20 protein-coding genes are annotated in these 23939 nt (G+C 64.8%); 10 read left to right on the forward strand and 10 right to left on the reverse strand.

What is annotated here, in order from left to right; translation table 11 throughout:
* Positions 1-158 precede the first annotated feature (158 nt).
* The 4 genes from secA (at position 159) to PJ259_RS19930 (ending at position 5983) form a co-directional block, all read left to right on the forward strand.
* On the forward strand, positions 159-2900 hold the full coding sequence (secA, locus tag PJ259_RS19915; RefSeq protein WP_059313618.1) for a preprotein translocase subunit SecA: 2742 nt from the start codon (positions 159-161) through the stop codon (positions 2898-2900).
* Between the two features lie 185 nt (positions 2901-3085).
* Complete coding sequence (gene argJ / locus PJ259_RS19920; RefSeq protein ID WP_271653922.1) at positions 3086-4303, forward strand: bifunctional glutamate N-acetyltransferase/amino-acid acetyltransferase ArgJ; 1218 nt, start codon at positions 3086-3088, stop codon at positions 4301-4303.
* 85 nt (positions 4304-4388) lie between these two features.
* Positions 4389-5027, forward strand: a complete 639-nt coding sequence (locus PJ259_RS19925) for a glutathione S-transferase family protein (RefSeq protein ID WP_271653923.1) — start codon at positions 4389-4391, stop codon at positions 5025-5027.
* Positions 5024-5983 (forward strand): Nudix family hydrolase, encoded by a 960-nt coding sequence (locus tag PJ259_RS19930; protein ID WP_271653924.1) that lies wholly within the window; start codon positions 5024-5026, stop codon positions 5981-5983. Before PJ259_RS19925 ends, PJ259_RS19930 begins: the two co-directional genes overlap by 4 nt.
* A 565-nt stretch (positions 5984-6548) precedes the next feature.
* Here the strand turns inward: PJ259_RS19930 and PJ259_RS19935 are convergent.
* Genes PJ259_RS19935 through PJ259_RS19945 form a run of 3 tightly spaced genes read right to left on the reverse strand, consistent with a single transcriptional unit; the run spans position 6549 to position 9084 of the window.
* Positions 6549-7598: an alkene reductase gene (locus tag PJ259_RS19935; protein WP_271653925.1), complete on the reverse strand. Its 1050-nt coding sequence runs from the start codon at positions 7596-7598 to the stop codon at positions 6549-6551.
* Positions 7599-7613: 15 nt separating this feature from the next.
* Positions 7614-8777: an MFS transporter gene (locus tag PJ259_RS19940; RefSeq protein ID WP_059313623.1), complete on the reverse strand. Its 1164-nt coding sequence runs from the start codon at positions 8775-8777 to the stop codon at positions 7614-7616.
* A 16-nt stretch (positions 8778-8793) separates the two neighbouring features.
* A complete protein-coding gene (locus PJ259_RS19945) occupies positions 8794-9084 on the reverse strand; it encodes an ArsR/SmtB family transcription factor (RefSeq protein ID WP_059313624.1) in 291 nt (96 codons plus the stop codon).
* 218 nt (positions 9085-9302) lie between these two features.
* Between PJ259_RS19945 and PJ259_RS19950 the strand changes: the two genes are divergently transcribed.
* From PJ259_RS19950 to PJ259_RS19965, 4 genes are all read left to right on the forward strand, one after another.
* Complete coding sequence (locus PJ259_RS19950) at positions 9303-9998, forward strand: OmpA family protein (protein ID WP_271653926.1); 696 nt, start codon at positions 9303-9305, stop codon at positions 9996-9998.
* A 249-nt stretch (positions 9999-10247) separates the two neighbouring features.
* A complete protein-coding gene (locus PJ259_RS19955; protein WP_271653927.1) occupies positions 10248-12386 on the forward strand; it encodes a putative bifunctional diguanylate cyclase/phosphodiesterase in 2139 nt (712 codons plus the stop codon).
* 180 nt (positions 12387-12566) lie between these two features.
* Positions 12567-13721, forward strand: coding sequence for a phospholipase D-like domain-containing protein (locus PJ259_RS19960; RefSeq protein WP_059313627.1), 1155 nt, complete (start codon positions 12567-12569; stop codon positions 13719-13721).
* Positions 13722-13815: 94 nt separating this feature from the next.
* Positions 13816-15102, forward strand: coding sequence for an acyltransferase family protein (locus PJ259_RS19965; RefSeq protein ID WP_271653928.1), 1287 nt, complete (start codon positions 13816-13818; stop codon positions 15100-15102).
* Here PJ259_RS19965 and PJ259_RS19970 read toward each other — a convergent pair.
* The gene (locus PJ259_RS19970; protein WP_271653929.1) at positions 15099-15467 is read right to left on the reverse strand and encodes a putative quinol monooxygenase; all 369 of its coding nucleotides are present in this window, start codon (positions 15465-15467) and stop codon (positions 15099-15101) included. The two genes, PJ259_RS19965 and PJ259_RS19970, sit on opposite strands and share 4 nt — an antisense overlap.
* A 74-nt stretch (positions 15468-15541) precedes the next feature.
* Positions 15542-15943, reverse strand: a complete 402-nt coding sequence (locus PJ259_RS19975; protein ID WP_271653930.1) for a ketosteroid isomerase-related protein — start codon at positions 15941-15943, stop codon at positions 15542-15544.
* Between the two features lie 105 nt (positions 15944-16048).
* Between PJ259_RS19975 and PJ259_RS19980 the strand changes: the two genes are divergently transcribed.
* Together PJ259_RS19980 and PJ259_RS19985 are read left to right on the forward strand one after the other, a co-directional pair.
* The gene (locus PJ259_RS19980; RefSeq protein WP_271653931.1) at positions 16049-16636 is read left to right on the forward strand and encodes a GNAT family N-acetyltransferase; all 588 of its coding nucleotides are present in this window, start codon (positions 16049-16051) and stop codon (positions 16634-16636) included.
* A complete protein-coding gene (locus PJ259_RS19985; RefSeq protein ID WP_271653932.1) occupies positions 16633-17517 on the forward strand; it encodes a carbon-nitrogen hydrolase family protein in 885 nt (294 codons plus the stop codon). The genes PJ259_RS19980 and PJ259_RS19985 overlap by 4 nt, the downstream gene beginning before the upstream one ends.
* A gap of 45 nt (positions 17518-17562) precedes the next feature.
* Here PJ259_RS19985 and PJ259_RS19990 read toward each other — a convergent pair whose 3' ends face one another.
* From PJ259_RS19990 to yaaA, 5 genes are all read right to left on the reverse strand, one after another.
* Positions 17563-19083, reverse strand: a complete 1521-nt coding sequence (locus PJ259_RS19990; protein ID WP_271653933.1) for a fumarate hydratase — start codon at positions 19081-19083, stop codon at positions 17563-17565.
* 230 nt (positions 19084-19313) lie between these two features.
* The gene (locus PJ259_RS19995) at positions 19314-20288 is read right to left on the reverse strand and encodes a 2-hydroxyacid dehydrogenase (RefSeq protein ID WP_271653934.1); all 975 of its coding nucleotides are present in this window, start codon (positions 20286-20288) and stop codon (positions 19314-19316) included.
* A gap of 25 nt (positions 20289-20313) precedes the next feature.
* The gene (locus PJ259_RS20000; protein WP_059313635.1) at positions 20314-21177 is read right to left on the reverse strand and encodes a TIGR01459 family HAD-type hydrolase; all 864 of its coding nucleotides are present in this window, start codon (positions 21175-21177) and stop codon (positions 20314-20316) included.
* Positions 21178-21293: 116 nt separating this feature from the next.
* Positions 21294-22754: a mannose-1-phosphate guanylyltransferase/mannose-6-phosphate isomerase gene (locus tag PJ259_RS20005; protein WP_059313636.1), complete on the reverse strand. Its 1461-nt coding sequence runs from the start codon at positions 22752-22754 to the stop codon at positions 21294-21296.
* Between the two features lie 383 nt (positions 22755-23137).
* On the reverse strand, positions 23138-23917 hold the full coding sequence (gene yaaA, locus PJ259_RS20010; protein ID WP_271653935.1) for a peroxide stress protein YaaA: 780 nt from the start codon (positions 23915-23917) through the stop codon (positions 23138-23140).
* Between the last annotated feature and the right edge of the window lie 22 nt (positions 23918-23939).

The following is a 23939-nucleotide window of genomic DNA, read 5'->3' on the forward strand; positions in this document are numbered from 1 at the left end:
GTCGTTCTTTCCTCATCGGCATTTCCGAGTAGAATGCCCGATTACCATTGCGGGACACCGCGGGCTTCAACCCCCGCGCCTAGGCGTCTGGCCAGGCTCTGTAGAGGCCTTGCCGCCCGTTTCGCTCCTCTCATTCCAGCGGAAGAATTCCAGTCGATATGTTTGCGCCTTTGTTGAAGAAATTCTTTGGAAGCAAGAACGAACGAGATGTCAAACGCCTAGGCAAGGTCGTGGTGGCCACCAATGCGTTCGAATCCCAGATTGCCTCCTTGAGCGACGAGCAACTGCGCGCCAAGACCGAGGAATTCAAGCAGCGCGTAGCCAAGGGCGAGTCCCTCGATGCGCTGATGCCCGAAGCCTTCGCCGTGGTCCGCGAGGCGGGCAAGCGCGTCATGGGCATGCGCCACTTCGATGTCCAGCTGATCGGCGGTGCCGCGCTGCACGAAGGCAAGATCGCCGAGATGCGTACCGGTGAGGGCAAGACCCTGGTGGGAACCCTGCCGGTCTACCTCAACGCGCTGTCCGGCAAGGGCGTACACGTGGTCACGGTGAACGACTACCTGGCCCGCCGCGACGCCAACTGGATGCGGCCGCTGTATGAGTTCCTCGGGCTGTCGGTGGGCATCATCCTGCCGTTCCAGCCGCCGGAAGAGAAACGTGCCGCCTACGCCTCGGACATCACCTACGGCACCAACAACGAATTCGGCTTCGACTACCTGCGCGACAACATGGCCTTCAGCATGGCCGAGAAGTACCAGCGCGAGCTGAACTTCGCGGTGGTCGACGAGGTGGACTCCATCCTCATCGACGAAGCCCGGACCCCGCTGATCATCTCCGGCCAGGCCGAAGACAGCTCCGAGCTCTATCAGAAGATCAACCTGCTGATTCCGCGCCTGCAACAGCACATCGAGGAAGAGGAAGGTAATCCGACCCAGGTCGGTCACTACACCATCGATGAAAAGACCCGCCAGGTGGAGATCACCGAGCTGGGTCACCAGTTCATCGAGGAAATGCTCACCGAAACCGGTCTGCTGGCCGAAGGCGAGAGCCTCTACTCCGCGCACAACCTGGGCCTCCTGACCCACGTGTTCGCTGGCCTGCGTGCCCACACCCTGTTCCATCGCAACGTCGAGTACATCGTCCAGCAGGACCAGGTGCTGCTGATCGACGAGCACACTGGCCGTACCATGCCGGGCCGCCGTCTTTCCGAAGGCCTGCACCAGGCCATCGAGGCCAAGGAAGGACTGCCGATCCAGCCCGAGAGCCAGACCCTGGCCTCGACCACCTTCCAGAACTACTTCCGCCTCTACAACAAGCTCGGTGGCATGACTGGTACCGCCGATACCGAGGCCTTCGAGTTCCGCCAGATCTACAACCTCGACGTGCTGGTGATCCCGACCCACCGCGAGGTCGCCCGTAAGGACTTCAACGACCTGGTCTACCTGACCCAGGCCGAGAAGTACCAGGCGATCATCGAGGACGTGAAGCAGTGCCAGGCCGAAGGCCGTCCGGTGCTGGTGGGTACCGCCTCCATCGAGAGCTCCGAGTACGTCGACCAGCTGCTGACCCAGGCCGGCATCGAGCACAAGGTGCTCAACGCCAAGTACCACGAGCGCGAAGCCGAGATCATCGCCCAGGCCGGTCGTCCGGGCGCCGTGACCATCGCCACCAACATGGCCGGTCGCGGTACCGACATCCTGCTCGGCGGCAACTGGGAAGTCGAAGTCGCGGCCCTGGAGAATCCCACCGAGGAGCAGATCGCCGCGATCAAGGCCGCCTGGCAGGCACGTCACAAGCAGGTCATCGATGCTGGCGGCCTGCACGTGATCGCTTCCGAGCGCCACGAATCCCGCCGGATCGACAACCAGCTGCGTGGCCGTGCCGGTCGCCAGGGCGACCCGGGTTCCAGCCGCTTCTACCTGTCGCTGGAAGACAGCCTGATGCGCATCTTCGCCTCCGACCGGGTGAAGAATTTCATGAAGGCCCTGGGGATGCAGGGCGGCGAGGCCATCGAGCATCGCATGGTCACCAACGCCATCGAAAAGGCGCAGCGCAAGGTCGAAGGCCGCAACTTCGATATCCGCAAGCAGCTGCTGGAATACGATGACGTGGCCAACGAGCAGCGCAAGGTGATCTATCACATGCGCGACACCCTGCTGGCCAACGAAGACGTCGGCGACACCATCAAGGGCTTCCGCGAGGAAACCCTGACCCAGGTAATCAACGAGCATATCCCGCCGCAGTCTTTGCCCGAGCAGTGGGACGTGCCCGGCCTGGAAGCCGAGATCTACAGTGTCTTCGGCCTGCAACTGCCCATCGGTCAGTGGCTGGACGAGGATGACAAGCTGTACGAGGACACCCTGCGGGTGAAGATCCTCGACCAGCTCGAAGCCGCCTACCTGGAAAAGGAAGACATGGCCGGTCGCGAGGCCCTGCGCAACTTCGAGAAGCAGATGCTGCTGCGGGTGGTCGACGACCTCTGGAAGGACCACCTCACCACCATGGATCACCTGCGTCACGGCATCCATCTGCGCGGCTACGCCCAGAAGAACCCCAAGCAGGAATACAAGCGCGAGTCCTTCAACCTGTTCCAGGAGCTGTTGGAAAGCATCAAGCGCGACACCATTCGCGTGCTGTCCCACGTCCAGGTACGCCGCGAAGATCCAGCCGAGGAGGAGGAGCGCATGCGCCGCGAGGCCGAGGCCCTGGCCGAGCGCATGGAGTTCCAGCATGCCGAGGCGCCTTCGCTGGTCGACCCCGAGGTGATCGAGGACGAGCAGGGCGAGGACACCGTGGTGCCCTTGCAGCCCCAGCGCAACGATCAGAAGATCGGGCGCAACGAGCCGTGCCCCTGTGGGTCCGGCAAGAAGTACAAGCAGTGCCACGGCAAACTCGACTAAGGTTTTGCCGAAACGGCCGAGGCGACGGCAACCTGTCGGCATAGCCGCCGACAGGTTGTAAACTCTCGCTAGGCTGTCTGCGCCCCTTGCCCAGGCTGGGCGAAGCGGGTGCTGGAATCCCGATTTCCACGCCGCGACCGGTTTTCCGCTCGCGGCGTTTCCTTTTCTTCCACTGGAGTTTTCCCATGGCTGTCGGTCTCGGTCCGCTCTCCACGCTGCACCCGGTTCCCGGTTTCGAACTCGGTATCGCCTCCGCCGGCATCAAGCGTCCCGGGCGCAGGGATGTGGTGGTGATGCGTTGCGCCGAAGGCTCCAGCGTGGCCGGTGTCTTCACCCTCAATGCCTTCTGCGCGGCGCCGGTGATCATCGCCCGGCAGCGTTTCACCGGTCCGGTACGCTATCTGCTGACCAACACCGGCAACGCCAACGCCGGTACCGGTCAGCCTGGCCTGGCCGCGGCCGAACGCACCACCAAGACCCTGGCGACCCTGGCCAGCGTGGGCGAGGAGGCGGTACTGCCGTTCTCCACCGGCGTGATTGGCGAGCCGCTGCCCGTGGAGAAGATCGAAGCCGCGCTGCCGGCCGCCCTGGCCGATCTGGCCGAGGACAACTGGGCCGCCGCCGCCAGCGGCATCATGACCACCGATACCCTGCCCAAGGGCGCCAGTCGCCAGTTCCAGGTGGACGGCACCACCGTCACCGTGACCGGCATCAGCAAGGGCGCCGGCATGATCAGGCCGAACATGGCCACCATGCTCGGCTACGTGGCTACCGACGCCAAGGTCGCGCGGGGCCTGTTGCAGGACCTGCTGGCCGATGCCGCCAACCGCTCCTTCAACCGCATTACCATCGACGGCGACACCTCCACCAACGACTGCTGCATGCTGGTGGCTACCGGTCGCGCGGCCATGGCGGAAATCGCCCAGCCCAGCGATGAAGCCTTCGAGCAGCTGCGCGACGCGGTCTTCTCGGTGTTCGCCGAACTGGCCCAGGCCATCGTGCGCGATGGCGAGGGTGCCACCAAGTTCGTCACCGTGCAGGTCAATGGCGGTGCCAACGCCCAGGAATGCCTGGACGTCGGCTATGCCGTCGCCCATTCGCCGCTGATCAAGACCGCGCTGTTCGCCTCCGATCCCAATTGGGGCCGCATCCTGGCCGCCGTTGGCCGGGCTGGAGTGCCGAGCCTCGACGTCAGCCTGATCAACGTCTTCCTCGGGGATGTCCAGATCTGCCAGCAGGGCGGTCGTGCGGCCACCTACACCGAAGCGCAGGGCGCGCGGGTCATGGGCCAGGCGGAGATCGAGATCCGTATCGAGTTGGGCCGTGGCAGCCATGCCGAGACCATCTGGACCACCGACCTGTCCCACGACTATGTGAAGATCAACGCCGAGTACCGTACCTGACGGCTACCCGGCGCTTCGGCGTCCGCCGTCTGGCGGGCGCCTGCGCGCGGTCCGCCGGGGCCGCATCGTTCCGAGGAATTCCCGCATGTCCCAGCTGCAACTCGTGATCGGCAACAAGAATTTCTCCTCCTGGTCGCTACGGGCCTGGCTGGCCATGGAGCTCAGTGGCGCTGCCTATGAAGAGGTGCCGGTTCCGCTCTATGCGCCCAACAGCCGCGCCTTGCTCAAGGCCCAGTCGCCGACCGGCAAGGTGCCGGTGCTCAAGCTGGAAGAGGGCACCATCTGGGATTCCCTGGCCATCGTCGAGTATCTCGCCGAGGCCTATCCCGACGCCGGGCTATGGCCCGTGGATACCCTGGCGCGCGCCCATGCCCGAGCCCTGTGCGCCGAGATGCACAGTGGCTTCCTCGCCCTGCGCCGCGAGCTGCCCATGGACCTGCGTCGTCGGCAGCGGCTGAAGTCCACTACGGCCGAGGCGGTGGAAGACATCCAGCGCATCCAGCGCCTGTGGCGCGAATGCCGCGAGCGCTATGGCCAGCAGGGCCCCTATCTGTTTGGTACGCCGACCATCGCCGATGCCTTCTATGCGCCGGTGGCGAGTCGCTTCCATAGCTACGGGGTGGAGCTGTCGGCCGAAGCGGCCGCCTATGTCGAAACCATCTACGCCTGGCCGGCCTTTCAGCGCTGGCTGGCGGAGGCAGAAACGGAGGAGCAGAGCGCATGACTCGTCTGCATGTCGTCGCGGCGGTGATCCGCAATCCCCAGGGGCAGATCCTTATCGCCCAGCGCCCGGCGCACAAGCACCAGGGTGGACTCTGGGAGTTTCCCGGAGGCAAGGTCGAGGCTGGTGAAGCCCCGGCCGTGGCGCTCGAGCGCGAGCTGGCCGAGGAGCTGGGCATCAGGGTGACAGCGGCCCGCCCGCTGTTGCAGGTCCGCCACGACTATCCCGACCAGGCGGTGCTGCTGGACGTCTGGCAGGTGGATGCCTTCACCGGCGAGGCCCATGGCGCCGAGGGCCAGCCGCTCGCCTGGGTCGCCCCGCGCGCGCTGCTCGACTATGACTTTCCCGCTGCCAATCGGCCCATCGTTCAGGCCGCGCGCCTACCGGAGCGCTACCTCATCACCCCCGGCGAGTTGACCACCGCGGAATTGCTCAATGGCCTGCACCGGGCGCTGGACAGTGGCATTCGCCTGGTCCAGCTGCGTACGCCGGACAACTTCGATCCCCAGTACCGCGATCTGGCTGGCGACGTCCAGGGGCTCTGCACCGGTCGCGCCCAGCTGATGCTCAAGGGTCCGCTGGAATGGCTGGGGGATTTCCCCGCCGCCGGCTGGCACCTGACCGCCGAACAGTTGCGCCGCTATGCGCCCAATGGCCGACCCTTTCCGGAACAGCGCCTGCTGGCAGCTTCCTGCCACGACGCCGAAGAGCTGGCCCTGGCCCAGCAGATGGGCGTGGATTTCGTCACCCTGTCGCCGGTGATGCCTACCACCAGCCATCCCGGCGCTCCGACCCTGGGCTGGGTCAAGGCCCAGCAACTGCTGGCCGACTGCAATCTGCCAGCCTATCTGTTGGGTGGTCTCGGCGAGGATGACCTCACTGGTGCCTGGCAGGCCGGCGCCCAGGGCGTGGCGGCGATCCGGGCGTTCTGGCCCATCCCGGCCCAGGTTGAGCCGTAGCTTGGCGCTGAGCGCAGCGAAGCCCAACACGGTGGTCCGTGCTCGTGGCTGTTGGGCTTCGACGATGGAGCCGTCTCAACCCAACCTACGGTTCTTGACGTAGGTTGGCGCTGAGCGCAGCGAAGCCCAACACGGGTAGGCCGTGCACGTGACTGTTGGGCTTCGACGATGGAGCCGTCTCAACCCAACCTACGGTTCTTGACGTAGGTTGGCGCTGAGCGCAGCGAAGCCCAACACGGGTAGGCCGTGCACGCGACTGTTGGGCTTCGACGATGGAGCCGTCTCAACCCAACCTACGGTTCTTGACGTAGGTTGGCGCTGAGCGCAGCGAAGCCCAACACGGGTAGGCCGTGCACGTGACTGTTGGGCTTCGATGATAGAACCGTCTCAACCCAACCTACGGTTGATGCCTGGACGTTAGGGGCATCACTGCCATGACGGTCTGCCGATACGGTCGCTCCTACAGGTTCAGACATCACTGTAGGAGCGGCCCATGGCCGCGATAAACCTGAATCCCCATGAAAAAGCCCGCCGATCGGCGGGCTTTTCTTGTCGGCAGGAAAAATTACAACCGCGGATAGTCGATGTAGCCTACCGGGCCCTTGCTGTAGAAGGTATCCGGGTGCGGCTCATTGAGCGGGGCATCCTGCTCCAGGCGTTGCGGCAGGTCCGGGTTGGCGATGAAGGGCACGCCGAAAGCCACGGCATCAGCCTTGCCCTCGTCCAGCCAGGCGTTGGCCTTATCCTTGTCGAACTTCTCGTTGGCGATATAGACGCCGCCGAAGGCTGCCTTGAGCTCCGGGCCGAGGCTGTCGCTGCCCGCCGCTTCGCGGATGCAGATGAAGGCCACCTGGCGCTTGCCCAGTTCGCGGGCCACGTAGCCGAAGGTGGCGGCGGGGTCGCTGTCACCCATGGTGTGCATGTCGCCGCGGGTGGACAGGTGCATGCCGACGCGATCGGCGCCCCAGACATCGATGCAGGCATCGGTCACCTCCAGCAGCAGCCGGGCACGATTCTCGACGGAGCCGCCGTAGGCATCGGTGCGCTGGTTGGTGTCGCTCTGCAGGAACTGGTCGAGCAGGTAGCCATTGGCACCATGAACCTCGACGCCATCGAAGCCGGCGCGCTTGGCGTTTTCGGCACCACGGCGGTAGGCGGCGACGATACCCGGGATTTCCTCGGTTTCCAGCGCCCGTGGGGTGACGTAGTCACGCTTGGGACGCAGCAGGCTGACGTGGCCCTGGGCGGCGATGGCGCTCGGTGCTACCGGGAGTTCGCCATCGAGGTAGCGGGGATCGGAGATACGGCCAACGTGCCAGAGTTGCAGGACGATACGGCCGCCGGCCTTGTGCACGGCGGTGGTTATGCGTTGCCAGCCGGCCACCTGCGCATCGGACCAGATGCCGGGGGTGTCGGGATAGCCCACGCCCATGGGATCCACCGAGGTGGCTTCGGTGATGATCAGGCCCGCCGAGGCGCGTTGCACATAGTATTCGACCATCAGGTCGCCCGGGACCCGGCCTGGCTCGGCACGGCAGCGGGTGAGGGGCGCCATGATGACGCGGTTGGGCAGTTCCAGGGCGCCGATCTTGATCGGCTCGAACAGCTGAGTCATGGCTAGCTCTCTTGATTAGCTGGCGGTCGCCAGGCCGCTCTTGCGGGCCTGGCTGGCGGTCAGCAGGGTGGCGATTAGGGCCAGCAGGGCGAGCCCGCTGGCGGCGAGGGGTACCGCGGTAAGACCCAGGCCGTGATCGATCACCAGGCCGCCGACCCAGGCACCGAGGGCATTGCCCACGTTGAAGGCGCCGATGTTGAGGGTCGAGACCAGGTTTGGTGCGTCCTTGCCGAAGGTGACCACGTTGATCTGCAGGGCGGGGACCGCGGCGAAGGCGGCGGCGGCCCAGAGGAAGAGGGTGATTTCGGCCGGCAGGAAGGCGTGGCCGGTCCAGCGCAGGGCGGCGGAGGTCAGCGCCAGGGCGATGAAGATGCCCACCAGGCTGGTAGCCAGGCGCCAGTCGGCCAGCCGGCCCCCGATGAAGTTGCCTAGGGTGAGGCCCAGGCCGATCAGCAGCAGGGTACCCGTCACGCCGCGGGGCGAGACGCCGGTGACTTCCTGCAGCAGGGGCGCCACATAGGTGAAGAGGGCGAACATGGAGGCGGCGAAGAACACCGTCATCGACAGCGCCAACCAGAAGCCCAGGCCGCGCAGGGCGAGCAACTCCCGACGTAAATCGGCGCGTGGCTGGTTGCGATCGGCTGGCAGGACCCGCCAGAGGCCGATCAGCGCGACCACGCCGATGGCTACCACCGCCCAGAAGGTCGAGCGCCAGCCAGCGGCCTGACCCAGGGCGGTGCCCAGGGGCACGCCCAGCACATTGGCCAGGGTCAGGCCGGTGAACATCAGGGCCACCGCCGAAGCGCGGCGATTCTCGGGAACCAGGCTCGCCGCCACGACGGCGCCGATACCGAAGAAGGCGCCGTGGCAGAGGGCGGTGACCACCCGGGCCAGCATCAGCATGTTGTAGCCGCTGGCCACCGCGCAGAGCAGGTTGCCGACGATGAAGATGCCCATCAGGGCGAGCAGGGCACGCTTGCGCGGCCAGTGGGCGGTGGCCAGGGCCATGAAGGGTGCGCCGACGGCCACGCCCAGGGCATAGCCGGTGACCAGCCACCCGGCGCTGGGAATGGACACGCCCAGGTCGGCGGCGACGTTGGGCAGGAGCCCCATGATGACGAATTCGGTGGTGCCGATGGCGAAAGCGCTCAGCGCCAGCACGATGAGAGAAGCGGGCATGAATATTCCTTGCAGACTAGAGGTCGCGGGCGAGGCGTTGCAGGAAGGCCTGGATGGCGGCCTCGTCGCGTTGGTAGAACACCCATTGGCCGATTCGCCGCGTAGTGACCAGCCCGGCCCTGGTCAGCACCGCCAGATGCGCCGACACCGTGGACTGCGACAGCCCGGCTCGGGCCTCGATCTGGCCGGCACAGACGCCCGTGCCCAGGTCGTGTTCCTGGTGCGGGAAGTACTGCTGGGGATCACGCAGCCAGCCTAGGATCTGGCGGCGCAAGGGATTGGCCAGGGCTTTGAGGATCTCGTCCATCGCGGTCGTATCGTCATATTGGGTTGTTACGAACCTTAGATCGTAAAAAATCGATGTGCAAGCTATCGATATTTGATTTCTTCAATCGCTTGGTTAGAGCCTTGCTATTGCGATAAGTGTCCGGGGGTACCGCTTCGTTCAGTTGCGATTCAGATCACGCAGCTAGAATTGCAAGGTGCGGCCCTGTCCGCCGCAATGGATTTTCAAGGAGTAAAGACATGGCGCTGCCCACTCGTATGCTTCTCGCCAGCCTGGCCTTGGCCACCCTGGCGGGATGCGCATCCCCCAATCCCTACGAAAACCAGGGTCAGGCCAGCGGTGGCACTTCCAATACCGCCAAGTACGGTGGCCTGGGTGCCCTGGCCGGTGCGGTCGCCGGTGCCGCCATCGATCACAATCACCGGGGTAAGGGCGCGCTAATCGGTGCCGCTGCCGTGGGCGCGGCCGCCGCCGGCTATGGCTACTATGCCGATCGCCAGGAAGCCGAACTGCGTCGGCAGATGGAAAATACCGGTGTCGAGGTGCAGCGCCAGGGCGACGACATAAAGCTGATCATGCCGGGCAACATCACCTTCGCTACTGATTCCGCCGATATCGCCAATAGCTTCTACAAGCCGCTGAACGATCTGGCCAACTCCTTCAAGCAGTTCGATCAGAACAGCATCGAGATCGTCGGCTACACCGACAGCACCGGCAGCCGTGCCCACAACGTCGAGTTGTCCCAGCGGCGGGCGCAAAACGTCGCCGGCTACCTGACCGCTCAGGGTGTGCCCGCGGCCCGGCTGAGCACCCGCGGCGCCGGTCCCGACGCGCCCATCGCCAGCAACGCCACCGCCGATGGTCGCGCGCAGAATCGCCGCGTCGAGGTCAATCTGCGTCCGCTTCCCGGCGCGACTGGCGCCCCCGCCCAGTAGCGACCGCTCGTCGTCCGCGACCCGCAGTTTCCGCGCCCTGGTGAAGGGTTGCGGAAACTGCTTTTTCATTTTGCGCTCTGATAGACGTCGCGAAGGCTTCCTCCTGTCAAATTGCAGGCGGCAGGCGCCTGTCCGGCTGCTACGCTAGTAGGGTTGGAGCGACACATCGCATAACGGACACGAAGGGAAGGGGTAGCCAGCCGCTTATGGCTGCTGCACGGCGGCAGAAGCCGCGGGGAGAAAGGCTTGATGGAGTGCCCGTTGCCGCAGACAGAGCAAGGCCCGGTATTGCTGGTGGTGGACGACCGCCAGGAGAACCTGTTCGCCATGCAGGCTGTGCTGGAGGTCGGAAATTGGCGGGTGATCACGGCCGCTTCGGGTGAGCGCGCCCTGCAATACCTGTTGGACGAAACCGTCGACCTGGTTCTGCTCGACGTCCAGATGCCGATCATGGATGGCTTCGAGGTGGCGCGCATCATGCGTAGCAACCTGCGCACCCGTTTCACTCCGATCATCTTCGTCTCCGCCGAAGCCCACTCCTACGAATCGGTGCTGCGTGGCTATGCCACCGGCGCGGTCGACTACCTGCTCAAACCAGTCGATCCCAACATCCTCCGGCACAAGGTGCGCTCGCTGCTCGATCACGAGCGCAATCGCCGCGAACTGCTGCAGGCCACCCAGCAGCTGGAACTGGCCAAGTCCTTCAGCGACTCACTGCTCGACAATGCCGCCGAGGGTATCCTCACCGTCAACGAACAGGGGCGGGTGACCTTCGCCAATGCCGCCATCGCGCGCATGCTCAGATGCAGCGTCAGCGATCTGGTGCACGCCAACTTTCTCGATTTCCTCGAAGGCGGCAACGGCCTGGACGACTGGCAGACCTCGCCCTTCATGGAGCACTACGACCGCCGCGAGACCTATCGCCTGCACGACGCGCGCCTGCGGACCAACCGCGGCGACAGCCTGCCGGTGGCGCTGTCCTGCGCGCCGCTGCCACGCATGCAGCGCGCCATGGTCATCATCGCGCTGGACATGTCGCGCATGCGCGAGCTGCAGGAGCAGCTCGAATCCCAGGCCGTCACCGATGCCCTGACCGGGCTGCTCAACCGCCGTGGCTTCAACCAGACGCTGGAAGCGGCGCTGGCGCGCAGCGGCCGCAACGGCAAGCGCATGGCCGTGCTCTACATCGACCTCGACGGCTTCAAGCGCATCAACGATTCCCTCGGCCACGAAGCGGGTGACCGGGTGCTGTGCATCGTCGCCGAGCAGCTCAAGAGCTGCATGCGGCCCTACGACATCCTGGCGCGCATGGGTGGCGACGAATTCACCGCCCTGCTCGATTCCCTGGAGCATCCCGAGGATGCCGCCCGGGTCGCCGAGAAGCTGCTGGAGCTGTTGGCCACGGTGCATCGCATCGACGGCATGGAAGTCAGTCTGGGCGCCAGCATCGGCATCGCCAGCTATCCCGATTGCGGCCATACCGTGGACGGCCTGCTGCGCTCGGCCGACATCGCCATGTACGAGGCCAAGCGCGGTGGGCGCCAGCAGTACCGCTTCTTCTCGCCAGAAATGAATGGCCGTGCCCGCTCACGACTGATGCTCGAAGAAAGCGTGCGCAATGCCATCGACAACAAGGATTTCGTCCTCGCCTACCAGCCGCAGGTCTATCTGCGCGATGGTCGCCTGCGCGGCTTCGAGGCGCTGCTGCGCTGGGAGCACACAGTGGCCGGCAAGGTCTCGCCCAGCGTCTTCATCCCGCTGCTGGAAGAGACCCGGCTGATCAATCGCATCGGCGACTGGATCTTTCGTGAAGGCGCGACCAAGCTGCAGTCCCTGCAGGAGATCTATGGTGACGAGCTGCTGCTGAGCATCAACCTCAGCCCGGTGCAATTCGGCATGCCGCAACTGGCGGAAAGCCTGCGCCAGATCATCGAGACTCACCATCTGCGGCCCGAGCAGATGGAAATCGAGGTGACCGAGTCGGCGCTGATGCACGACATCGACTACACCCGAGCGCAGCTGTCGCAATTGCGTGCCCTTGGCGTGCGCATCGCGGTGGACGACTTCGGTACCGGCTATTCCTCGCTGGCCTACCTGCGTCACTTCGAGCTGGACACCCTCAAGATCGATCAGCTGTTCATCGCCAACATGCTGGACTCCTCGCGTGATGCTGCCATCGTCAGCACCATCCTCGAACTGGGTCGCAACCTGGATCTGGAAGTCATCGCGGAAGGGGTGGAGACCTTGGAACAACGCGACTGGTTGATCGAGCACGGCTGCGAAATCATGCAGGGCTTCCTGGTCTCGCGGCCACTGAGCGCCGAGGTGACCGGACGCTTCCCCCAGCAGGTGGACTGGACCGCCCGGCGACCCGAACCGACGCTCTAGACTGCGCTGATACCCTGCTCCGACCGGTGCCCGTCCATCGGGCCCGGGGCCTAGCCATGCCCCATCCAGAGCTTGCCGAGGTGCGCCGACCAAGGCCCAGTTAGCCAAACCGCGAACCTCACTGAACGAACCCACGCGCGTGCCTTCTTATGCAATGGCCACAGGCACGGAGTAGGAAGCATGCGGGGCGCCGTCTTTCCATGGCGGGAAAACAACAGGTTCGAATTGCTGGTGGACGGCGGTCGGTTCTTTCCGGCCATGCTCGAATCCATTGCTGGCGCCAGTCGCCAGATCGATGTCGAACTCTATCTGGTGGAAGCCGGGAGCTGCTCCGAACAGCTGCTCGTGGCGCTGACCGAGGCGGCCCGCCGGGGCGTCGCGGTGCGCTGCCTGTTCGATGGCTTCGGCACCCTGCGGATGGACGCCGGCTTGCGTCGCCAGCTGGAGGAAGCGGGCGCCGAACTGCGCCTCTTCAATCCCGTGCGCTTCGGCCACGGCCTGCACAATCTGCACCGCGATCATCGCAAGATCTTCATCATCGACGGCGAAGAAGCCTTTGTCGGTGGCAGCGGCGCGACCGATGACTTCTGGGATCCGGCCAAGAGCGACTGCAACTGGCACGAGGTGATGGTGCGTATCCAGGGGCCACTGGTGGAAGACTGGCTGGCGCTGTTCGAGCGGCAATGGGAGGCGGTCGGTCGCCGCCGCGCCTGGAAGCCGCGTCCGCGCCGCGGCCGCGAACGCCCACCACCACCACCGGCCGCCCAGGAAGGGCAGGGCCGGGTGGCCTATGCCGATGCCCGCCAGCACCGCGATATCCTCCAGGCGCTGATTCGTGCCCTGGTAGGGGGCCGCGAGCGCATCTGGTTCGCCACTCCCTATTTCCTGCCGACCTGGCGCGTGCGCTGGGCGTTACGGCGCGCCGCACGCCGCGGCGCCGACGTACGCCTGTTGCTCACCGGCCGGCATACCGACAACCCGCCGGTACGTTTCGCCGGGCAGCGCTACTATCGCAGCCTGTTGCGCGCCGGTGTGCGCATCTACGAATACCAGCCCAGGTTCATCCACGCCAAGATGGTGCTGGTGGACAACTGGGTCAGTGTCGGTTCCTGCAATTTCGATCACTGGAATCTGAGATTCAATCTGGAAGCCAACGTCGAAGCGGTCGATCGCGGCCTGAGCCAGGCGGTGGCGGCCAGCTTCGTCAAGGATTTCGCCCAGAGTCGCGAGATCACCCTGGAGTTCTGGCGCAGTCGTCCCTGGTGGCGGCGCGCCCGCGAATGGTTATGGGGCTCGCTGGATCGTTTGGTGATTGGTGTACTGGGGCGCGGTTAGCAGCCCCAGATGTCAGGTGCGGGTAACATAACCGATCCGGTGCGGTAGGCCGGACCCATCGTCCCGCGGACGAGGCCAGACGAGTAACGCCTTAGTGCAGAATTTAGATAAACACCGCTTCATTGGTCTGGAGTGGCTCAGGTTCCTGATGGGTTTCTATGTGGTGGTCTACCACACCATCCATTTCTATCCCGAGCGCAAGACCATTCCCCTGCTGGACGAAATCACCAGCATGGGCTTCTTCGCCACCAGCACCTTCTTCGTGCTCTCCGGTTTTCTGCTCGCCCATGTCTATTGCGGTCGCGGCAGCCTGCGTGAGCCGGCGCGCAGCTTCTGGGTCAAGAGATTCGCCAACCTCTATCCGATCCACATCTTCGCCCTGCTGCTGGCGATGGCGGTGGTGACCTGGATCGGCAACCTCGGCATACCGCCAGGCGCGGCCACGGCCAGCATTCGTTTCGTGGTGTTCGACACCAACGAGCCCCTGGCGCGCACCAACCCCGAATTGTTCCAGCACTTCATGAGCAATGGCGAGCTGGCCTTCAACGCCGTGTTGCAGCTGTTCATGCTGCAGGCCTGGAATCCCTATTACCTGACCTTCAACGCGCCGCTCTGGTCGATCTCCGCGCTGTTCTTCTTTTACCTCACCTTTCCCAAGCTGGCCCCGCGGCTGATGACCAGCGAGCGGCCCTGGCAGCTGTTGCTGCTGGTATGGGTGCTCTACCTGATCCCGCCGCTGCTGGTGATCGCCAACCAGAATTACGGCATGCCCTTCACCGGTCTCCTGCAGCGGGTACCGCTGTTCCGTCTGCCTGAGTTTCTCGCTGGCATCCTTCTGTATGCGATCTTCCGGCGCCAGTACCAGCGCGGCTGGACGCCGTCGGAGCGGCAGCGGGTGCTGTTGGCGAGCTACCTGATCCTGAGCTTCGCCGTGGGGACTGCGCTGTTCACCCATGGGCCCAAGTTCTGGTATTTCCTCTTCCACAACGGCCTGTTCCTGCCGTCGCAGCTGATCCTGGTCTACCTGGCCGCCCTAGCGAGGGAGCCTGCCAGTGAACTCATCCGCCATTGGTCGCCCCGGCTGGGGGCGGCGTCACTGTCCATGTTCGCCCTGCATGTACCCCTGTCGGGCATCTACATGACCCTGGAACAGCTGATCGGTGGGAATCTCAAGGCGTGCCTGAGCGGCAATCGCGAGGTCTGCATCGCCGCGGCGGGGGCCTATACCAATTCCATCGTCTGGTATTGGCTGTTCCTGTTGGCGGTAGTGGTGCTTTGCGTACTGTTCCAGGAACGGCTGGTGGTGCCGACCCGCAAGCGCATCCTCGCGGTGCTACTGCCACGGCTGGCGCCGCAGCAGAAGCCACCTGCGCAAGGCTAGCGGCGAAAACCTTCGGTCATGACGAAGAAGCGGGCGTTCAGCGCCGCCAGCGGCTCGCGTAGCTGCTCCAGCTGATCGGCCGCTCCGAATACCTCGAAGCGTTCCAGCGTCGCGATGGCCTGAGCCTGTTCCAGCAGATCGCCGACATTGTCCAGGTGGGCGAGCAGCGCCTGGGCGTCGCGATAGCCTTCACGGCAACGCGCCGTGGCGCCGTCGTAGCAGAAGCCGTAGTAGAGGCAGCCGGGTTCGCTCTGGGTGCGCTGCAGCATGGCCTCGCCCAGGCGCTTGAACGCCTCTACCTGATCAGGCTGAATGGCGAAGACGGGGGCCAGGCTGCAGACGGAATCGCTGGGAAGAGTGGGCATGGGAGCTCCAGGGGGCAGGGATCGTCTCCATGCGACCCCTGCGCGCGGACAGTGCTCCCGCCAGCTGACGGACGTCAGCCGCCGACCTGGGCGATCCAGTCGTTGAGATTGTAGTAGTTGGTGACCCGCGCCACCTTGCCGTCGCGGATCTCGAAGAAGGCGCCGGCTGGCAACTGGTAGGTCTGGCCGTTGGCAGCGGGCAGCCCTTCATCGCTGGCCAGGTATTCACCGTGGACGACGAACTCGGCGGCAGCGCGCCGGCCGTTGGGCTCGCTCATCACGACCAGATCGGTCAGCCGCTCGCGATAGCAGCGATTCATGTGCGCCATGAAGGTGGCGAAGGCGGCCTTGCCCACCTGCCGCTCGCCCTGATTGATGTCGTGGACCACGTCCTCGGTGAGCAGGTCGAGGAAACGCTCCATGTCGCCAGCATTGAAGGCGGCATAGTAGGCGTCGATGAGATCGGTCGTTGGCATGGCGGCTCCTGTCGTTGATGAAAAAACGGCGTTGCCGACGCATGGTAGGGTGCCTGGACAACGCCGACATAGCCATTCACGTCTCCTGCTTAACCAGAAGAGTCCATGGACATCCAACTTCTTCACGGCGCCGCCATCGCTCCGCTGATTCCTGAGCTTGCGGCGCTGCGCATCGCGGTCTTTCGCGAGTTTCCCTACCTCTACGACGGCACCCTGGACTACGAGTCCCGCTATCTGCAGACCTACGCCAAGGCGCCAGACAGCCTCTGCGTGCTGGTCCGCGATGCCGGCCGGGTAGTGGGCGCTGCCACCGCCCTGCCGCTGGTGGACGAGACCCTGGAATTCCAGCAGCCCTTTCTCGCCCATGGCTGGCCACTAGAGCGGATTTACTATTTCGGCGAATCCCTGCTGCTACCGGCCTACCGCGGCCAGGGACTCGGCCGGCGCTTCTTCGCCGAGCGCGAGGCCCGCGCACGGCAGCTGGGGCGCTTCGCCTGGTGTGCCTTTTGCGCCGTGCAGCGCCCGGACGACCATCCGCGCCGTCCGGTGGAGTATCGACCCTTGCACGGTCTTTGGCGTGGCGAGGGCTTCGTCGAGCATCCGGAGTTGCTGGCCCACTACCTCTGGCAGGATCTCGACGAGACGGCCGAATCGCCCAAGCCCATGACCTTCTGGCTCAAGGAGTTGCCATGATCCGCCTCGCCGCCTGCCAATACGCCATCGACCTGCTGGAGTCCTGGGATGCCTATGTCGTGCACCTGACCGACCTCTGTGAGGAGGCCGCAGCCGAAGGCAGTCAGCTGCTGCTATTGCCCGAATACGCCGGCCTGGTGCTCAGCGGCCAGCTGCCGCCCGACGAGCGCAGCGACCTGCAGGGCTCCATTGCCGGCATCCAGCCACTGATTCCGGCTTGGCGCGACCTCTGTGAAAGCCTGGCGCGCCGGCTGCGGCTGTACCTGTTGCCCGGTTCGCTTCCCGTCCTCGATAGCGACGGCCAATACCGCAATCGCGCCTGGCTGTTCGGTCCCGAGGGCTGCCTGGGCCATCAGGACAAGCTGATGATGACCCGCTTCGAGCGGGAAGAGTGGAACATCTCCAGCGGCCGCGAAGGCTTGCGAGTATTCGATACGGCCCTCGGGCGTCTTGGCATCCTGATCTGCTACGACAGCGAATTTCCGCTGCTGGCCCGCCACCTGGCCGAAGCGGGAGCTGATCTGCTCCTGGTGCCGAGTTGCACCGATACCGTCGCCGGTTTCCACCGGGTACGGGTCGGCGCCCAGGCCCGGGCGCTGGAAAATCAGCTGGCGGTGCTGCAGGCGCCGACGGTGGGCTTGGCGCCCTGGTCGCCGGCGCTGGACGAAAACGTCGGCCGCGCCGGACTCTTCGTCCCGCCGGATCGCGGCATGCCGGCCGACGGGGTGGTCGCCCAAAGCAGCGAACTCTGTCCCGCCCTCAGTCAGTGGCTGTATGCCGATCTCGATCTGGAGGAGGTGCGACGGGTCAGGTCCCACGGCCAGGTATTCATCCGGCGCGATTGGCCGGACCAGTCGCGGGCATTGCAGCTCCGCCCCTGAATGAAAAAGCCCAGCACTGGGCTGGGCTTTTTCGTCGGGCGGCGCTTAGATCTCGACAGCGAGGCTGTCGGCGATCTTCTTCTGCCACACCTGCGGGCCGGTGATGTGCACCGACTCGCCACGGGTGTCGACGGCCACGGTCACCGGCATGTCCTTCACCTCGAACTCGTAGATGGCTTCCATCCCCAGTTCCGGGAAGGCCAGCACCTGGGAGCCCTTGATGGCCTGGGCCACCAGGTAGGCGGCGCCACCGACGGCCATCAGGTACACCGCCTTGTGGTCCTTGATCGCCTCAATGGCGATGGGGCCGCGTTCGGACTTGCCGATCATGCCCAGCAGACCGGTCTGGTCGAGGATCTGGCGGGTGAACTTGTCCATGCGGGTGGCCGTGGTGGGACCGGCCGGCCCTACCACCTCGTCACCCACCGGATCGACCGGGCCGACGTAGTAGATGAAGCGGCCCTTGAGGTCCACCGGCAGCGGCTCGCCCTTGTTGAGCATGTCGACCATGCGCTTGTGGGCGGCGTCGCGACCGGTGAGCATCTTGCCATTGAGCAGGACGGTTTCGCCCGGTTGCCAGCTCTGCACCTCTTCCGGGGTCAGGGTGTCGAGGTCGACGCGACGAGCGCTCGGACCGGCTTCCCAGACGATTTCCGGATAGGCGTCCAGTGGCGGGGCTTCCAGCGCGGCGGGGCCGGAGCCGTCGAGCACGAAGTGGGCGTGGCGGGTGGCGGCGCAGTTGGGGATCATGCACACCGGCAGGGAGGCGGCGTGGGTCGGATAGTCCTTGATCTTGACGTCCAGCACCGTGGTCAGGCCACCCAGGCCCTGGGCGCCGATGCCCAGCTGATTGACCTTGTCGAAGATCTCCAGGCGCAACTCTTCCAGACGATTCTGCGGGCCGCGGGCCTTCAGCTCATGGATGTCGATCTCGTCCATCAGCGATTCCTTGGCCAGCACCGCGGCCTTCTCGGCGGTGCCGCCGATGCCGATGCCCAGCATGCCCGGCGGGCACCAGCCGGCGCCCATGGTCGGCACGGTCTTGAGCACCCAGTCGACGATGGAGTCGGACGGGTTGAGCATGGCCATCTTCGACTTGTTCTCGGAGCCGCCGCCCTTGGCCGCGACATCGATCTCCACGGTGTTGCCGGGGACGATCTGGTAGTGGATCACCGCCGGGGTGTTGTCCTTGGTGTTCCGGCGAGCACCGGCCGGGTCGGCCAGGATCGAGGCGCGCAGGACGTTTTCCGGCAGGTTGTAGGCGCGACGGACGCCTTCGTTGATCATCTCGTCCAGGCTCAGGGTGGCGCCGTCCCAACGCACGTCCATGCCGACCTTGGCGAAGACGGTGACGATGCCGGTGTCCTGGCAGATCGGACGGTGGCCGGTGGCGCACATCCGCGAGTTGATCAGGATCTGGGCGATGGAGTCGCGCGCGGCGGCGGATTCCTCGCGCAGATAGGCCTCGTGCATGGCCTGGATGAAGTCGACGGGGTGGTAATAGGAGATGAACTGCAGGGCGTCGGCAACGCTCTGGATCAGGTCATCCTGCTTGATCACGGTCATGTACGCGCTCCTCTTGGCGGTTTCTTGCGTCTCGGCCACAGGCGGTGGCGAGACGGGCGCGCAATTCGGGTCGCACGGACCGGGCCGCGAAGGGGCCCGATCGGAGGGGTGGCCTGGACACACTGAGAGAGGCCCACCCGGCCGGGCGGCCGACCCGAGAGCGGCGCGGCAGTATAGCCTTTAAGGGGCCGTACGGCACGCCGCCTGGGACGGCAGCGGGCGATCAGCGCTCAGCGGCGCTCCAGAGCCGCCGGATTGACCAGGTCGGTCGGCTGCTTGCCTTCGAGGGCCGCGATCAGGTTGTCCACCGCCCGCTCCGCCATGGCAAAGCGCGTTTCGTGGGTGGCCGAGCCAATGTGCGGCAGGGTTACCACGTTGGGCAGCTCGAACAGTGGCGAGGCGTCCAGGGGCTCGCGGGTATAGACGTCCAGGCCCGCGCCGCGGATCTGGCCACTGCGTAAGGCCTCGATCAGCGCCGGCTCGTCGATGACCGGGCCGCGCGCCAGATTGATCAGGATGGCGCTGGATTTCATCAGCCCCAATTCGCGTGCACCTATGAGTCCTTCGGTAGCCGCCGACAGAGGCACCACCAGGCAGACGAAGTCGGCCTCGCGGAGCAGGTCGTCCAGCTCGCGGCGCTGGGCATCCATCTGCTCTTCCAGCTCGGGTTTGGCACTGTTGGCGGTGTAGAGGATCGGCATGTCGAAGCCGAAATGGCCGCGCTTGGCGATGGCCGCGCCAATGCGGCCGGCGCCGACGATGCCCAGGGTACGGCCATGGATATCGGTGCCGAAGTGCTCTTCACCGATGCCCTTGCGCCAGAGACCGGCCTTGACGAAGGCATCCAGCTCCGGCACCCGCCGGGCGGCGCTCATCAGCAGGGTGAAGCCCAGGTCGGCAGTGGTGTCGGTGAGCACGTCCGGGGTATTGGTGAGCAGGATGCCCCGCTTGGTCAGGTAGTCCACATCGTAGCTGTCGTAGCCAACCGACACGCTGGCGATGGCTTCCAGGGTGGTGGCCATTTCCAGCTCCTTCTCACCCAGCTTGCGGCTGGCACCGATCAGGCCCTGGGCCTTGGCGGCGGAGGCAGCGAAGAGGTCGACGTTGGCACTGAAGGGAATCACCTCGACCGTGAAGTGCTGGCGCAGACGCTCCACCAGCTCTTCGGGCAGGCGGTTGAAGACCATTACGTGCTTCTTGCTCATCGATACCTCGGCGTGTGGAAAAGGGTTAGGCCAGACCCGCCGCCGCGAAACGCGGTAGCGCAGGATGCTGGTCCAGCAGCGGCGCCAGGCCCTCGCGGGTAGGCTCCTGATTGAAGTCCAGCCCCAGGGCCTCGCGGTGGATGCCGGTGGCGGCCAACCAGAGACAATCGATCTCCGCGGCCACCGCACCCGGCACATCGGTCACCAGGGAGTCGCCGACGAACAGCAGGCGCCTGGCGCCACGCGTGGCCAGTTCCTCTGCAGCGCAGCGGAAAGCATAGGGATCGGGCTTGCCGTACCAGGTGACCTCGCCACCCAGGGCGGCGAAGCGATCGGCCAGCTTGCCGGCCGCATAGAAGGGTAGACCCCCGGACACCACGTTACGATCCGGGTTGGCGCAGAGAAAAGGCTTGTCCAGGGCGGTCGCCAAGGGTGCGAAGCGGGTCTCCAGCTCGTCTTCCGGAAAGCTGCCGACGCCGAGGATGATGGCTGCCTGGTCGATCTCCTCGACGAAGCGCTCGCGGATCTCCGCGGGCCAGCCCGCCTGGCCGGTTCCAGGGCCGGACAGGTAGATGCCGCCCTCGCGGAATTTCGCATCCTGCAGGAAGGCATCGATGGCCAACTGGCCCGAGGTGGTGATACCGGCGAAGAGTTCGCGTGGCACGCCCAGCTTGCCTAGTTCCTCGACCATGCCGGCGGCGTCGCGGGAGGCGTTGCTGAGGAACCATACCGGCTTGCCCTCGGCCGCGCGGCGCTCCAGCCACGCACGGGCGCCGGGAAAGGTCTCGTAGCCGTCGATCAGCACGCCCCAGAGGTCGAGGATGAAGCCGTCGTAGGCGGCCAGCGCCTCGTCCAGTTGATCGAGGCGGAGCAGGGTGGGAGAGGTCATGCAGCGGATCCGATGGCGAAAAAGAGAAACGACAAGCCTAACCGGTTTGCCGAGCGATTGCCGAAAACGCAGACACCGGCCTTGGCCGGTGTCTGGGGATTGCCGTGAGGCGGGGCTTAGCGGGTGGACGCCTTGCCTGCCTTGGCGACTTCCAGGGCCTGGGTGTCGACGCGGCCGTAGATGTCTTCGAAGCGAACGATGTCGTCCTCGCCCAGGTAGCCACCGGACTGCACTTCGATCAGCTCCAGCGGTACCTTGCCGGGGTTGGCCAGGCGGTGCACGGAGGTCATCGGCAGGTAGGTGGACTGGTTCTCGGTCAGCAGGAAGACCTTGTCGTCACAGGTGACTTCGGCGGTACCGGACACCACGATCCAGTGCTCGGCGCGGTGATGGTGCATCTGCAGCGACAGCTGGGCGCCCGGCTTGACGGTGATGCGCTTGACCTGGAAACGCTGGCCCATGTCGATGGAGTCGTAGCAACCCCAGGGACGGAAGACTTCCTGGTGCGCCTTGACCTCTTTGCGATCCTGCTTCTCGAGGGCGTTGACCAGCTTCTTGACGTCCTGGACCTTGTCCTTGTGGGCGATCATGACCGCGTCCTTGGTTTCCACCACGACCACGTTTTCCAGACCGACCAAAGTCACCAGCTTGCCATTGCCGTGCACCAGGCAGTTGTGGCTGTCATGCAGGACGACGTCGCCCTTGATGACGTTGCCATTGCTGTCCTTGGCATGGACGTCCCACAGCGCGGACCAGGAACCGACATCGTTCCAGCCGGCGCTCATCGGCACCACGCAGGCGCGAGTGGTCTTTTCCATGACGGCGTAGTCGATGGAATTGTCCGGGCAGACGGCAAAGGTGGCCGCATCGATGCTGATGTTGATGCCGTCGATGCTGCTGCGCTCCAGCGCCAGCAGGCAGGTGTCATAGATGTCGGTGTCGTGCTTCTTCAGCTCTTCCAGGAAACGGCTGGCGCGGAACAGGAAGATGCCGCTGTTCCAGCAGTAGTCGCCGGAGGCCACGTATTCGGTGGCGGTGACGGCGTCAGGCTTCTCGACGAAGCGTTCGACGTGAGACACGCCCTGGGGCAGACCCTCGTTGGAACCGGTCTTGATGTAGCCGTAGCCGGTCTCGGGCGCGGTGGCCGGGATACCGAACAGCACCATCTCGCCACGCTCGGCGGCGGCGGCAGCCTGCTGCAGGGCCGCCTTGAACTGGGCTTCGTCCTCGATCACGTGATCGGCGGGCAGCACCAGCATCAGGTCGTCCTTGCCGTCGGCGACCAGCTGCATGGCAGCGATGGCCACGGCCGGCGCGGTGTTGCGACCGAAGGGTTCCATGATCAGGGCCTGGGGCTTGCACTCGACGGCCTTGAGCTGCTCTTCCACCAGATAGCGGTGTTCGGCGTTGCAGACGATGATGGGGCAAGCGATGTTGCCCTCGCAGCCCAGGCGATTGATGGTCTCCTGGAACATGGTCTGTTCACTGGTCAGAGCCAGGAACTGCTTGGGGTAGAGCTTGCGCGAGAGGGGCCAGAGTCGCGAGCCGCTACCACCGGACAGGATGACGGGAATCATGGGCGTTACTCCTTCAGCGTCTGCTGATTTGTGGCCGCTGTCCCTGAGGTCGGGACGAAGCGTCCATGCTTCGAAAGATCAACCGCCGAATAATCGGTCGGTACAAATTGAACGTGCGGACAGATTGCCATTGGCCGGCATGACCCAGGGCAAGGACCAGACAAAGACAGAATCAAACGAAAGTGGTTCTCAGCGAAGTTTCCTTTTTCCGGAATAACGGCAGTTTTGAGAGTTCCGACAAGTTTTCCTGCTCGGAAGGCCGTTTATGCGCTGAGAATTTTTATTGGAGGGAGATGACAGTCTTTCACGGGAGCCGGGACTAGGGTGTGATCGCCTAGTCAATTCGGCGGAATGCCTCCAAATGCTCCCGGTTGATCGTCGAATTAATCTGCTGCTACATCACGCAGAAATACCAGCTTGTCGGCTGTAGATCGCTCCGACGAGTAGCGATAGCCCTGATCGTCGAAATCCCGCAGGTCATCCACCAGAGTGATGCGCTGCTTGATCACATGCCGTGCCATCAGGCCCCGTGCCTTCTTGGCATAGAAGCTGATGATCTTGTAGTCGCCATCCTTGAGGTCGCGAAATTCCACATCGACGACCCGGGCCTGCAGGCGAGCGCGGCGCACCGCGCTGAAATACTCGTTCGAGGCCAGATTCAGCAGGATGTCATCGCCCTGGGCCGCGAGGTCCGCCTTGAGCCAGTCACTGATACGGTCGCCCCAGAAGGCATAAAGGTCCTTGCCGCGCGGATTGGCGAACCTGGTACCCATCTCCAAACGATAGGGCTGCATCAGATCCAGCGGACGCAACAGGCCATAGAGTCCGGACAGCATGCGCAGGTGGCGCTGGGCGAAGTCGAAGTCGGCTTCCTGAAAGTCTTCGGCGGCAAGGCCTGTATAGACGTCGCCCTTGAACGCCAGCAGCGCCTGCTTGGCATTGTCCGGCGTGAAGTCCGGGGTCCAGCTGCCGAAGCGGGCGACGTTGAGGGTGGCGATTTTGTCGGACACGCCCATGAGCTGAGCGACCTCAGCCGGTGCGAGCGTCTTGAGTCCGTCGATCAGCTCGCGGGAGTGGTCCAGGTATTGCGGCAGGGTATGGCGGGACGTGCTGGGCGGTGTGCTGTAGTCCAGCGTCTTGGCAGGTGAAATCACCATCAGCATCGGCTTGGCTCCTCTTGGCGAG

This window comes from Pseudomonas sp. JBR1, from assembly GCF_028198185.1.
Classification (GTDB): Bacteria; Pseudomonadota; Gammaproteobacteria; order Pseudomonadales; family Pseudomonadaceae; genus Chryseomonas; species Chryseomonas oryzihabitans_E.

What these genes read in the sequence shown, in the direction of transcription:
- argJ (WP_271653922.1), top strand. Translation starts at nt 3,086, where the DNA reads ATGGCTGTCGGTCTCGGTCCGCTCTCCACGCTGCACCCGGTTCCCGGT.
- yaaA (WP_271653935.1), bottom strand. Translation starts at nt 23,917, where the DNA reads ATGCTGATGGTGATTTCACCTGCCAAGACGCTGGACTACAGCACACCG.
- PJ259_RS19935 (WP_271653925.1), bottom strand. Translation starts at nt 7,598, where the DNA reads ATGACTCAGCTGTTCGAGCCGATCAAGATCGGCGCCCTGGAACTGCCC.
- PJ259_RS19990 (WP_271653933.1), bottom strand. Translation starts at nt 19,083, where the DNA reads ATGACCGTGATCAAGCAGGATGACCTGATCCAGAGCGTTGCCGACGCC.
- PJ259_RS19950 (WP_271653926.1), top strand. Translation starts at nt 9,303, where the DNA reads ATGGCGCTGCCCACTCGTATGCTTCTCGCCAGCCTGGCCTTGGCCACC.
- PJ259_RS19940 (WP_059313623.1), bottom strand. Translation starts at nt 8,777, where the DNA reads ATGCCCGCTTCTCTCATCGTGCTGGCGCTGAGCGCTTTCGCCATCGGC.
- PJ259_RS19980 (WP_271653931.1), top strand. Translation starts at nt 16,049, where the DNA reads ATGGACATCCAACTTCTTCACGGCGCCGCCATCGCTCCGCTGATTCCT.
- secA (WP_059313618.1), top strand. Translation starts at nt 159, where the DNA reads ATGTTTGCGCCTTTGTTGAAGAAATTCTTTGGAAGCAAGAACGAACGA.
- PJ259_RS19930 (WP_271653924.1), top strand. Translation starts at nt 5,024, where the DNA reads ATGACTCGTCTGCATGTCGTCGCGGCGGTGATCCGCAATCCCCAGGGG.
- PJ259_RS19995 (WP_271653934.1), bottom strand. Translation starts at nt 20,288, where the DNA reads ATGAGCAAGAAGCACGTAATGGTCTTCAACCGCCTGCCCGAAGAGCTG.
- PJ259_RS19925 (WP_271653923.1), top strand. Translation starts at nt 4,389, where the DNA reads ATGTCCCAGCTGCAACTCGTGATCGGCAACAAGAATTTCTCCTCCTGG.
- PJ259_RS20000 (WP_059313635.1), bottom strand. Translation starts at nt 21,177, where the DNA reads ATGACCTCTCCCACCCTGCTCCGCCTCGATCAACTGGACGAGGCGCTG.
- PJ259_RS19945 (WP_059313624.1), bottom strand. Translation starts at nt 9,084, where the DNA reads ATGGACGAGATCCTCAAAGCCCTGGCCAATCCCTTGCGCCGCCAGATC.
- PJ259_RS19970 (WP_271653929.1), bottom strand. Translation starts at nt 15,467, where the DNA reads ATGCCCACTCTTCCCAGCGATTCCGTCTGCAGCCTGGCCCCCGTCTTC.
- PJ259_RS20005 (WP_059313636.1), bottom strand. Translation starts at nt 22,754, where the DNA reads ATGATTCCCGTCATCCTGTCCGGTGGTAGCGGCTCGCGACTCTGGCCC.
- PJ259_RS19955 (WP_271653927.1), top strand. Translation starts at nt 10,248, where the DNA reads ATGGAGTGCCCGTTGCCGCAGACAGAGCAAGGCCCGGTATTGCTGGTG.
- PJ259_RS19975 (WP_271653930.1), bottom strand. Translation starts at nt 15,943, where the DNA reads ATGCCAACGACCGATCTCATCGACGCCTACTATGCCGCCTTCAATGCT.
- PJ259_RS19960 (WP_059313627.1), top strand. Translation starts at nt 12,567, where the DNA reads ATGCGGGGCGCCGTCTTTCCATGGCGGGAAAACAACAGGTTCGAATTG.
- PJ259_RS19985 (WP_271653932.1), top strand. Translation starts at nt 16,633, where the DNA reads ATGATCCGCCTCGCCGCCTGCCAATACGCCATCGACCTGCTGGAGTCC.